Source organism: Kouleothrix sp. 19917 (assembly GCF_057073505.1).
Genome location: NZ_CP097099.1, coordinates 2465828 through 2478054 on the forward strand (window position 1 = coordinate 2465828; position 12227 = coordinate 2478054).

At 52.5% G+C, this 12227-nt stretch carries 10 protein-coding genes; 1 reads left to right on the plus strand and 9 read right to left on the minus strand.

Annotated elements, in window-relative coordinates; translation table 11 throughout:
• Positions 1-55: 55 nt before the first annotated feature.
• Both M1P90_RS10160 and M1P90_RS10165 read right to left on the minus strand, forming a co-directional pair.
• Entirely contained in the window at positions 56-1468 is a 1413-nt protein-coding gene (locus M1P90_RS10160) for a DNA-processing protein DprA (protein WP_483702502.1), read from the minus strand.
• Between the two features lie 12 nt (positions 1469-1480).
• Positions 1481-2881 carry a helicase-related protein gene (locus tag M1P90_RS10165; protein ID WP_483702503.1) on the minus strand — a complete coding sequence of 467 codons (1401 nt, stop codon included), beginning with the start codon at positions 2879-2881 and terminating at the stop codon, positions 1481-1483.
• Between the two features lie 187 nt (positions 2882-3068).
• On the opposite strand from M1P90_RS10165, the gene M1P90_RS10170 reads away from it, so the two are divergent.
• Positions 3069-4571 (plus strand): hypothetical protein, encoded by a 1503-nt coding sequence (locus M1P90_RS10170; protein WP_483698632.1) that lies wholly within the window; start codon positions 3069-3071, stop codon positions 4569-4571.
• An 18-nt stretch (positions 4572-4589) separates the two neighbouring features.
• Here the strand turns inward: M1P90_RS10170 and M1P90_RS10175 are convergent, their stop codons facing one another.
• The 7 genes from M1P90_RS10175 to M1P90_RS10205 form a co-directional block, all read right to left on the minus strand.
• Complete coding sequence (locus tag M1P90_RS10175) at positions 4590-5228, minus strand: DEAD/DEAH box helicase (protein ID WP_483702504.1); 639 nt, start codon at positions 5226-5228, stop codon at positions 4590-4592.
• A gap of 942 nt (positions 5229-6170) precedes the next feature.
• Positions 6171-6509, minus strand: a complete 339-nt coding sequence (locus M1P90_RS10180; RefSeq protein WP_483702505.1) for a hypothetical protein — start codon at positions 6507-6509, stop codon at positions 6171-6173.
• Positions 6510-6524: 15 nt separating this feature from the next.
• Positions 6525-7481 (minus strand): hypothetical protein, encoded by a 957-nt coding sequence (locus tag M1P90_RS10185; protein ID WP_483702506.1) that lies wholly within the window; start codon positions 7479-7481, stop codon positions 6525-6527.
• Between the two features lie 7 nt (positions 7482-7488).
• Complete coding sequence (locus M1P90_RS10190) at positions 7489-8709, minus strand: AAA family ATPase (RefSeq protein WP_483702507.1); 1221 nt, start codon at positions 8707-8709, stop codon at positions 7489-7491.
• Positions 8709-10091 (minus strand): DUF262 domain-containing protein, encoded by a 1383-nt coding sequence (locus M1P90_RS10195; RefSeq protein WP_483702508.1) that lies wholly within the window; start codon positions 10089-10091, stop codon positions 8709-8711. The genes M1P90_RS10190 and M1P90_RS10195 overlap by 1 nt, the downstream gene beginning before the upstream one ends.
• 67 nt (positions 10092-10158) lie before the next feature.
• The gene (locus M1P90_RS10200) at positions 10159-11208 is read right to left on the minus strand and encodes a DUF262 domain-containing protein (protein ID WP_483702509.1); all 1050 of its coding nucleotides are present in this window, start codon (positions 11206-11208) and stop codon (positions 10159-10161) included.
• A 271-nt stretch (positions 11209-11479) separates the two neighbouring features.
• The gene (locus tag M1P90_RS10205) at positions 11480-11866 is read right to left on the minus strand and encodes an endonuclease domain-containing protein (RefSeq protein ID WP_483702510.1); all 387 of its coding nucleotides are present in this window, start codon (positions 11864-11866) and stop codon (positions 11480-11482) included.
• Positions 11867-12227 lie beyond the last annotated feature (361 nt).

Here is a 12227-nt window from a genome sequence, read left to right on the forward strand (position 1 = left end):
TTAAAGAGAAAGCCAGGAATAAACATAACGCTAATAGAAGCGTGATAAGGTGGGGTTAAAGTTTGAATTGGGTTTGTGTATGGGCTAAATAACGTCTAGGTTTTGCAAGTTTTTGAACCAATCCTTCATCTACCGCGCGCTGTAGCCATTTGTATGCTTGGCCTAATTCGATGCAAAGAAGCTCTGCTACTTCGCGCTCTGTTTTTGCCGTTTTTAATACGTGCATAAGAGATGGTAATATTTTGGGAAACAAGTCATATTCAGCTTGTATCAATTGAGAATTTTGATAATTATCGGAAATCCTCTGCGATATTTGCTTGATGCTATCATCAATAGATACTGGATGCTCTTTTGCAACTTTAAATAAGTATGTTGAAATTTCTTCTTGAATTCGCCTCGGCTCAACTTCTAGAGTTGTTGCTTCGCTCAATTGCATTTTCGCTTGCGCTTGCTCAAGAGGTAAATCATCGTGTTGAATATTTTCTCGGCCAACAGTATTGTTTATTAATGTTGGGTCTGCATGTTCACTAAACCAATCTGTAAGGTCTAGATCTTTATGTAGTAATAGAGTATTGTGAAAACCTATGCCACCTATCTCTAGTAGTTTTTGATTTGCCTTTGGAACGCCGTCACCTGTTTGAATAAAAAGTGGAGTTTTCTGGCCGGAAAGGTTTTCTACCGCACCTGCCCATGTTCCACCTTTTTCCGCACTTGTACTCACTACTAGAGCATAATCACTTAAGCAATAGATATACTTATTTCGGCTCATGGCGTTCCCAACGTTAAACCCCGCATCTGGGTAATAGGGCGAAACAAGGGCAAGATTTTGAGACCGTAAAGCATCTCGATATACTTTAGCTACAGCCCATCTACTTAAACTGTCGGCAAGAATACCAACGACTGTCCCGCCGTATTCGAGTGCAGTACGCATACTTTCGCTATCAACACCGCGAGCCCCACCAGAAACTACCTGAATACTCTGCTTGGCGCATAGTTTTGCAAGTGAATGCGAAAACTCAATACTCTTCTCATCAATATCGCGTGAGCCTACAATTGCCAGCCCTCCGTTGGATAATAGCTCTTGGTTCCCGACCCCGTACAAAATAGGTGGCGCCTTGCTTGCGAGCCGGGCTTTAATGCGCTGTGGGTAAGCTGTATCGCTGCGGCTAAGAATCCATAATCCCTTATTTGCCCAGTGTTCAACAATCATGGCAAGCTCAGCCCCACGACCAAGGAGCTGAGATAATCGATCCAGATCGAAAAGCAGTTCGCCACCTGCATTGCGTATGTCATCAAAGCTTCCAGGCTGAAGCATATCTCCTGGACGCAGCTGATGGCTATGCAACCACAAGGCTAGACGATGATACTCGGACTGTGATAGAACTGCATCACCTGTACGTGTTTTCCCAAAATTACCAGTGAGAAGTAAGATCGCTTGAGTATCAGCGCTCAACATATGTGACATCATACTGCTCATCCCTTAACTTGCTTGAGCCCATGCAAGCGCTACAGGGTATACAGGCCCGCTCCCAGCTTCTCTAAGTAAGGCTGCAACAACGGTTAAAGTCCACCGCGAATCACAAATGTCATCGACAAGCAGTACTGGGCTAGTAATACCACGCCACACTTTGGTTTGGAATACTTGTGACAGGTTGCGAGCCTGCTGATAGGTGTTACGCATGTATTTCTGTTCACCAGTCTGCCGTACTTTGCACATACTGTCGACAAACGGGAGATTCAGTCGTTGCGATAATCGTTTTGCTAAATCTGGCACCAATTTTCGATGCCTCAACGAAGGCACACAGGTTACCCAGGTAGGAAATGGAGCAGGCATCCATCTTTTGCAAATCATTTCGGCCAAGCCTTCAATGAGCTCATCATCAAAACAACCATCCATCTGCTTCCCACGCTTTATCAGGTTACCCCAGCCAGCATCTCCCCAAACACAAAGTGCGCGGCCTTTTTCTGCACGTAGCTCTTCAGGAATTTTTCCAGTCCAGCCATGTGCTGCAAGAGCATCTCCTGGCCACTTCAGCCTTGGCTCAATCACCTGCTCGATTCGGCGAAGAAAAGCCAGCGCTTTCTGCTCAACATCCGCGCAATATTGGGGTGAAACGAGCGGCCTGCCAATGCAAACAGCACAACGACCACAATTTTCCTGGCATTCATCATCCAGTTCGCGGGCCAGAAAGGCCATCAGGCACGTGTCGCTGTGCAAATATTCTTGCATGCGTGCTTGCTCGGCCTGACGAATCTGCGTGAGCTGTGCAACTTTTTCTGTATTCGGTGTATAGATAATTGGGTTCGCATACCAGTTGGCTCCCTGCTTGCTCACTGGTGAAGGTGATTCCAACAGTAGTTGTTTCAGAACCTTGTCGATTTCGCCGCGTGAAAGATTCACGCGGCCTTGCATTTGTGAAATGCTAAGCCCACTATCGGCCCGCTCAAGCGCGTTTAGTATTTCAGAAGTATGCGCTTCCGGGGGAAAAGCTGTGCGGATAAAATAGTCGCTGATCTCTTGATCTTCATCGCCGCTTAGCATAATACCGTATGCCACATCTATGGCTCTACCAGCTCGCCCAACTTGCTGATAATAATGAACAACTGATCCTGGGCGCTGAAAATGAACGACAAAGCCAAGATCTGGTTTGTCAAAACCCATGCCCAATGCCGTGGTCGCAACCAAGACCTTGAGGCGATTATCTAGCAGCCGCTGCTCTAATTCTTGGCGCTTGTTATTTGGTAGTTCGCCCCAATATCCTTCTGCATCAATTTCGTTGAGCCTCAGCCATGCAGCAACGCGTTCAGCATCGCGCACAGTTAGCGTGTAAATAATACCACTCCCTGGCAATTGCGGCAGATGCTCGACAAGCCAGGCCATACGAGCCGATTGGCTTGGCAGGTGTATGTTTTGCAGATGCAAGCTATCACGCCGAAGATTTCCGCGAATAAGACATGGTTTCAGGCAGACCAAGCCAGCTTTACAGTCTTTCCCTGCCTGCTGACAGACAAACTCCCTAGTGGTATGGTTGAAGGGCCAACCACAACCAATCACTAGGGAGAACCCAATGGGTCGCACACATCCTAGCACGCCCGAGATGCGTGCACAATCCGCAGCGCTGCTGCTGGCACATCAAGGCGAGTATGGTATCGTGACACGCCTCAGCCGCATACATCACGTCTCGCGCCCGACCTTGTATGCTTGGCGCGAGCACGCCCGACGCGCCATCACGGCTGCCTTTTCGCCGCCGTCTGCTCACGCGCCTGCCCGCTCCAGCGCTCGCCACATTCTGACGCTGTGGATCGCGCATGCCTCTCAGCGTGGCATTCAAGCCGCGACCCAGGAATTGCTCGGACAGGGCCTCAGTTTGCCCACCATCGTCGCAGTCCTGCACCAGGCTCAGCAGCGCGCTCTGACCTGGATGCACACGCACCTTCCTTCTTCCACTCGCGCCTTGGCGCTCGACGAAATCTTTCCCGCTCACGGTCGAGCCGCCTATCTGAACGTGGTCGATGTGCACAGCGGCGCAGTTTGGGCCTCTGAAGGACCGCTGGCGGTCGATACCGAGAGTTGGACCTTGCTGTTGTGGAGCTTGCAGGAGCGTGGCCTGCGATGGGAGCGGGTTGTGATGGACGATGGCGCACCCATGCACAGTGCCTGCCAGCACGTCACGCCCGATGTGCTGGTGCAACTCGACCACTGGCATCTGTTCCAAGCCTGCTCGCTGGTGCAGGCTCGCCTGCAGCGCCGCCTGAGCCAGATGCACGCGCGTACAGCGGCAGTTGAGCGCCAAGCTGCCTGCCTCGAGCTTGGGACACGTCAGCGCGGTCGGCCGACCAAGCGCACGCTTGAGAGCCACAGCCAGGAATTGGCGGCAGCGACCGATGGTGTCGCTGCGCTGGCCTATTTGACCGACGAGTTGCATCGATTGCTGGCGGTGGTGGTGGTCGGGCGCAAGCGGTTGCTGAGCTTGGCCGAGCGGCAAGACGAACTGGACGCGCTGCTGAGCTTGTTGGACGAATTGGCAGAAAGCAGCGCGGGAGAGCAGCAGGCCGAACTGGGGCGCCTGGCGCGCCGCATTCGGAGGCAAATGCCAAAGCTGCTGAGTTTTGGTGCCCAGGTGCAGCAGGTGCAGCAGGAGCTGAGTGGAGTGCTGGCAGCCGAGCGGCAAGCGCTGCTGGGATGGGCTTGGCTGAGGCGGAAGGAATTGGCGTGGACCGATGCGGAGGTGATAGCGGCGGTGCCAGTGGACTGGCGTGCGGCGGCGCGAGTGCTGCTGACAGCCTGGCAGGAGGCGGTGCAGGTTTCGAGCGCGGTGGAGCGGTGGCATAGCATCCTGCGCCCACATCTGGCGGTGCGGCGAAGGCTGACAAACGGTATGCTGGCGTTGCTGGCAGTTTGGCACAACCATCGTGTGTTTACTCGTGGGAAGCATAAAGGTCAGAGCCCGCTGCATCTGAGCGGGATGCGCGATGCGCCGACTGACTGGCTGGTGGCATTAGGCTATCCACCAGCCAGCACGGAGCATTCACCAGCGCATCTGATGCCTGAGTGGACGCTGGCCGCCTAATCACAAACTGTAAAGTACCTACAAACCATGTCTAACTTGAATATTCTTTCCAATCTGTGCTATCACGTCGGCCACAACGCGATTATTTGCGGTGGCAGTTGTTGCAAGAACTGGCATGTTTGGTGGCAGCGCCTGGAGGATGCGCACAATACGCTGGTAATCGGGGCGGAAATCGTGCCCCCAGTCCGAAATGCAATGCGCTTCATCAACGACAAATAAGCCAATTTTGTCGGCAATGGGTAGAAAATATTGCTCACGAAATTTATCATTTGCCAGGCGTTCCGGCGAAATGAGGAGAATATCGATAGCGCCTTCGTGTAAGCGTTTCTGTATTTCCGGCCATTCATCAGTGTTGCTGGAATTAATGGTTGCAGCACGAATACCCAAACGTTGTGCGGCCAGCAATTGGTTTCGCATCAGTGCAAGCAAAGGAGAGATCAGTAGTGTGACACCAGCTTTACGATCGCGTAGTAGCCGCGTCGCGAGAAAATAGACGACGCTTTTGCCCCACCCTGTACGTTGGACAACTAACAAACGAGCTGATTGTTCCACGAGTAGCTCGATCGCCTGCCACTGCCCTTCGTGAAAATCGGCGCATGGATTATTGAGCGCCTGGCACAAGAGTTTCCTTGCATGGGCTTTGAGATTACTTGTCATGCTAAAACGTCCTCCTGCAATGGAAAGTGGGTTGTTTGTTAATACATCTCCTGCTGGTTTTGTTTGGGTACATAATAAGGCCAAGCCTATCGGCCTGGCCTTATCAGCTATGCATCAAATCGGTGACTGATTATCTCAAAACCGTTCCCGTTCGGATGCAATACCAAATTTAATTGAATACTTACAAGATTATGCGCTGCTGTGGCCCTCACCCCCAGCCCCTCTCCCATTGCGATGGGCGAGGAGAGCACACGCTTCCGAAGGCTGCAACTTTAGTTGAATACTTACAAGATTATGCGCTGCTGTGGCCCTCACCCCCAGCCCCTCTCCCATTGCGATGGGCGAGGAGAGCACACGCTTCCGAAGGCTGCAACTTTAGTTGAATACTTACAAGATTATGCGCTACTGTGGCCCTCACCCCCCAGCCCCTCTCCCATTGCGATGGGCGAGGGGAGCACACGCTTCCGAAGGCTGCAACTTTAGTTGAATACTTACAAGATTATGCGCTACTGTGGCCCTCACCCCCAGCCCCTCTCCCATTGCGATGGGCGAGGGGAGCACACGCTTCCGAAGGCTGCAACTTTAGTTGAATACTTACAAGATTATGCGCTACTGTGGCCCTCACCCCCCAGCCCCTCTCCCATTGCGATGGGCGAGAGGAGCACACGCTTCCGAAGGCTGCAACGCTGTAGGCAGGCCATCTAACGCTTCTTGTGCGATGCAGAAGAACAGACCAGTGCATTGTTGAGGAGTTCGCAACGCTGTGGAAACAATAGACGTCGTGCGTAGTTGTATGTGCGCACTTATAGCGGTTTGCAGAACAACTGACCACTCACGTGCCGGCAAGAAACGCGTTGGAGCGCGGAAAATACAACTGCCTTCTGCATCCTGCCGAGTGCAAATTGCTGCAGTATGACTGACTAGACAGCCGAGTTATGAGCTTTACGCCGCTGATATTCTGAAGTCTTCCGCTACAGGAGGCTTCATACCATACCAGTTATGCGCATAAACATTTTCACGCCCTGCATCAGCATCCTCGGATCCATGAAACCCATGGCTTGGCTTTCCAATGTGTTTGCGCACAACCAGTACGGTTAAAGGAGGAAGGCTGCGCGCTGCACAGAACTGCTGAATATTTTCTAGGTGCCCAGCCAGTCCCTGCTGTGGTACACCAACGTATTTACTCAGCAGTTCGTATGTGAGTGTCTGCCGATTATGCGCCGCTGCCACCAGCACCTGATAGATCTGCAGCGAACGTTCGTAGGTTGTCATTGTTGCCATTGTTAGCCTCATTACTTATTGTCTGGTTAGCTTTGGTCCAATGTAGGCAATATACAGAGGTTGATCCGGCGTAATTGGGCTAAAGTGAATACGGAAAAAGCGATGAGTGATTTTGCCGTGCCAGAAGCATTCAAGCGGTTCGCCAGTTGGCAGCTGGAATGTCATTGCTTTACGAAATACGTCGGTATTTTTTTCGGTATCCGAAGCATCGCTGAAAAAATTGCCACGGCGGAAAAAGTTCTCGGTGAGATCCTCACCTTCTTTGGTGCGTTCGCCAGTCGAAGTATAGCTTGTTTTGAGCCGATTAAGGATGTCGAGCAGGAAAAAGACGCGTTGTGCGATTGTTGTACTGAAAGGTTCGCCAGCGAGATGCTCTTCCATACCATCAAAAAATGCCAGATTTGTATAGCGTGTTCTGGCGCGCGAAAGCATTTCTGACCAATTTTGCACATCCGACTCATGCTGTTCGAGATAGCTTTCTAATTGCGTGCGATCCCAAAAGTTATCTAAATCACCGCGTTCCTGTTTATCATCTGCACGATGCCAGACAACAGTGAGCGGCGATTGCGTAAAGTCAGATGGGGCAATACTTACCAGCCCGGCAGGACGCTCGGCAAAGTGTCGCGCCGCTACCTCGCCAAGCACTTCCGCAGTCACAATATGGTCTTCGTCCCGAAACCAGTAATACTCACCTTCATCGCGGGTCAAAACATCATCGACGAATGGCCCCTGGCGATCAATCCACCCCATTACCAGGCGAGTCAAATTCATGTCCCCCATGCCGCGCACGGCCTGTTGGAATGTCGTGTTTGCGCCGACCATACGGCTTGAGATGCTTCGTGGAACATAGAAGGCGCGGTTGAACGACCGAGCACATGTATGGCAGTGCAGTAGTTCTTGTAGTGCAGGCCGGAATGTAGACGGTGCTTGAAACTGAGCATGGAGCGAGAGATCGTTGACAAAAAGTTCCATTGTGAACCTACCAATCAATGAGTGAGGCGGTATCCTTATCGAACTGATCAAAGAAACCTTCGGGCCAACTGTCGATCGTTCCGTTCTGGTCAATCAGTGGCGAAATTACCTGAGGGCGCTGGCCAGAACTGTCACGCGGCTGGAAAAAGTGGATGGCCACTTGTTCAGGCTTAAGAATTGGCTGATTACCGATGCCCTTGACAGCACGGCGAATACCATTCAAAACATGGTCGCTATGAGTTTCGATAATGAGCTGTGCCCCTGCCGCCGCTGCACGGGCAAGAAAAACACCCATTTCAGATTGCCCAGCAGGGTGCAGATGAAGCTCGGGATTTTCGATTAGCACAAGCGGAGCAAGGCGTTTTTCTTGCTGGGCAAAACCAACCGCACCAAGGCAAGCTGTGATCACGGGCAAAACGTGGCTAAGACCATAGCCAACATTTGAGGGGCGGTGGTAACGCGTTTCTTCACTGGTGCGCAGACGCATAACATACTGATTAGTCCGTTCGATTGCTAAGATCTCAAACGCGCCACCTGGGAAAAACCAGGACAACCAGGCTTCAACCTGGCGCTTGAGTTGTTGTGGCGTGCCGCGGCACATTCCCGCTGGAATTTCGAGATCTTCGTTTTGCTGAATGAACCATGGAGTGAATTCGCCACGCGCGCCAACGCCTGTTTGCTGTGTATTACTACTTGCCGGGTAGATCTCACGAGGGCCGATACGATCGGCAGAGATGTATGTCAGGGTTCGTATAGTTTGCAGAAGTGGTTCGTAGATTTTAATCATTGTATCGCTTGAAGCAAGATCTTTAAGCGGAATGAGTTGATACGTTGTGCGATATTCGCCTGCATGAATCGCTTCAGTGCTATCAGTTGAAAAGTCTCGGCCGATAAATCCGGTGAGCGGCGCGATCATGGCATCATCATCATCAATGCCGAACTGCCATAGTGCGCTCGTTTTGTCATTCTCAAAGCCAATAGAAAAACTATCGCGACCGCTGATTTTGTCAACCAAATCATCGGCTGAACCAAGCGAAACATTATTACCATTCAAGATTAGGTTGGTACTGCCGGGGTTTTCGGTCAAGGTCTGATGCATGAGCGTTAGCGACTGAATAGTCGTTGATTTACCTGATGCATTCAAACCCGAAAGCAAGGTAAGCGGGGCCAGTGGCAGTTTAAGAAGCTCAAAACACTTAAAGTGTTCAAGCTGAATGCGCTGAAGCATTAGGCATTCTCCACATCAGCAGGAAGATCTGCATGTTGCTCTTCGATCAATCGGAAGCGAGCCTCGACCCGACGGGCATCGTTCGTTGAATACGTTATAGCAGCGCTGAATTCAGTATTTTCTTGAAGCGCATAGAAGCGCCGATAGAATTCTTCTATGTTCGCGGCGACAAAGGCTTCCGAGTAGCGGGTCATGAGCATGGAGTAAACATCGAATAACGCGATATTGAGCACTGTGCGGCCGCCATTAGGATCGGTATGTTTGCGAAAAGCATGGCGACCAAAGATCGTGTAGTTATTGCGCATGCTGCGCTCAAAAGCCGGCGTCAGGCGCTGATCGATCTGGGCACGCCCCATGGTGTTCATTGTGCGCAACGTTGCTGCAAGGAAGTCGTCCATGTTCCCGCCATTACTGCGGTAGCCCTGAACGCCCGACAACATAAAGGCACAGAAGCGGTTGATAGCTTCGCGGTCGCGCATGGTCTGGCTATTCAGGCCGCCGCCAGTGGCTTCGCGGAACACGTCGCTCTGGGCTCGCTCTTTCAGCCAGCGAGTTGCATCACCAACATACAGGCAATTACGCATCTGCTGGCGGCTAAGCGCCACACCGCTATTCACACGCTCGAAAATATCGAGCCGGGCGCGGTCGGGTACTTTTGAGTCGATTAGATAGAGCACGAGCTGTGTGTCTTCTAGGCGGTTTTGCAGCTTGGCATCAAGATCGTTAAAATATTTCTTATTTAGCTCGGCGCTGCTGCCAGTTAATCCTCGGAGGGCCAGCTTTCCTTCGAGAAAGCGTTGAAATGTGCTAAGCCGCTGCAACCCATCGACGACAACGACTTTGCCATCGGTGTTTTCGGCTAAATAAAATACTGGCAGTGGGATGCGCATAAGCGCTGACTCGATCAGCTTGCTTTGTTTGGCTTCATCCCATACAAAATCACGCTGGAAATCAGGATCGAGCACATACTGTCCCCGGCCCATGCGCCGAACGACATCGTAGACGGTGCGATGATCAGCGCGAATGAGCAAGCTGTCGATTGGGTATTCGCCCATGTCGAAGCTGGCTTCGTCGGTGCCTTCGGGTGGTGCCAGTTCGGTGATATAGGTGCGTCCACTGTCGGTGATGCGCCATGGCGCGCGCTCGCCATTGGCCGGGTGAACCCAGCCATTTTGTACTGCCGTGCGGCTGATTAACGATCGTAGGGTGTCGCGGCCTTGCTGCGAAAGCTTAATTCCGTTCATATTGCTTTCAACAGCAGTGTAGATTTCAGCGCTGGCGGCTTCGCCACGTTCGAGCATTGTTTGCAGGGCGATTTCGATCTGACGCTGGCTGCTGATACCGGCTTCTGCACCGGTTAGTTCCTGAATGTTGGTGCTCACGTACTCTTCTTCTCCTCGAAATAGCATATTCAGATTGCGCCCATGATACGATGTGGCAGGCATTATTTTAACCCAATATCTGGCGCAGCAATTTGTCGACGGTGCCGAAACGTGTCACGATGCTTTGCCGATCACTGGCTCCAGGCTGGATCGACGCCAAAAACGCGGCATCGTTGGTCATCGCCGCAGTGGATGCTTTAACAATGGCCTCTTTGATGGGCTGAGATTGCACGGTATCGAGGGAATAGCCGCACAAAAGCACACTCCAAACTTCACACAGTGCCTTGCGAAACGGGCCAGTTTCCAGCTGCTCTTGAACTTCACGGAAAGCCAGGTCTTCAAAGATCATGTGCGCCTTGCCCATGCTGGCGTGAAAATCCTCGGCGTACTGGTTGCGCATTGTCGCGGTAGATTGGTTCAGATCGTCCATGGTCTGGTTGAGCAGATCATCGAATGTTGTGGCATCATCGAGCGCGACATCGTAGGGATTGAGGCGGAAGGCGACAAAGCGCAGCACGCATTCGCGATCGTCCATGCGGGCGGGGCTAACCTGATTATTGGTCGCAGTCAGAAATTCAGGCGACTCAGCAAGCTCGCGCAGAAAGTCGCGGGCTGGGCCTTCGTAGATTGCGTGGCGAATTTCCTGATCATTGAGGTTGATACCACCTGTGTTGATTCGGCGGAAGATCAAAAATTTTACGTTGCGCGGCGTGCCGGGCTGCACAGCAATGATTGTGAGCTTCGAATCCTCAATTGTGCGTTGCTCAGCCGCCGATAGATCATCGAAACGCTTGCCATTCAATTCGGTGAGAAATTCAAGATCTTGTAAATAGAGTTCTTGTTTTTTGCAAAATGCCTGCAATGTAGACAGGCGTTGCAGCCCGTCGACTACCTGCATACGGTTTGCATCGGTTGCATCAAGATAAAAAGTCGGCAGGGGAACGCCCATAAGAAGCGACTCGATCAGGCGACTCTGGCGCACTTTGTCCCAAATAAATTGGCGTTGAAAATCAGGGTCTAATTGAATATCTTTGCGCTCGATCCGGCGCAAAATATCGTGCACCGTGTATGGAATAGGATCAATTTTGATGCTGGCTGGGTTGAATGGTAAGCTCATGCTGTTCTCCTTTAGCCCTCACCCCTGGCCCCTCTCCCATTGCGATAGGAGAGGGGTGTTTATTGAGGCCTTCACCCCTGGCCCCTCTCCCATTGCGATAGGAGAGGGGTGTTTATTGAGGCCCTCACCCCTGGCCCCTCTCCCATTGCGATAGGAGAGGGGTGTTTATTGAGGCCCTCACCCCCAGCCCCTCTCCCATTGCGATAGGAGAGGAGTGTTTATTGAGGCCCTCACCCCTGGCCCCTCTCCCATTGCGATAGGAGAGGGGTGTTCACGTCTCTTTCAATTCATCGCTTGCCTGAGAATTATGCAATTGCGTAAGCAGACGTTGCAGGACGTTTGGTAGGTCAGTGGCTATTTCCGTGTTTGTGATACGAACAATAGAATAACCGTGTATCTTTAATGCTTCCTCCCGCGCCTGATCGTGCTCGTGTTGCTGATCATGGATAGATCCATCGACTTCGACGATCAATCGACGCTCGGCACAGTAGAAATCAACGATGAAGCGCCCAAGCGGATGCTGCCGTCGAAACTTGAAGCCGCCGAGCCGGCGATCGCGCAGATGTTCCCACAGGTGCGCTTCCGCTGCGGTCTGCTCCTGGCGCAGTTGCCGGGCGCGAACCTGTATAGGCTGAGTTGTGCGTCGTCGCTGTGGCATAGTTGGCCTCCTTCTCCCGCTGGCCCTCATCCCCCCGCCCCCTTCTCCCGCTGCCGCAGGAACCGCTGGCCCTCATCCCCCAGCCCCCTTCTCCCGCTGCCGCAGGAGAAAGGGGTTCTTCTCCCTCGCCCATCGCAACAATCCCACCTCCCCTCGCCCATCGCAATGGGAGAGGGGCCGGGGGTGAGGGCCATTTCTCTGCTCACCTGTTGGCCCTCATCCCCCCGCCTCCTTCTCCCGCTGGCCCTCATCCCCCAGCCCCCTTCTCCCGCCGCGGCAGGAGAAAGGGGTTCTTCTCCCTCGCCCATCGCAACAATCCCACCTCCCCTCGCCCATCGCAACAATCCCACCTCCCTCGGCG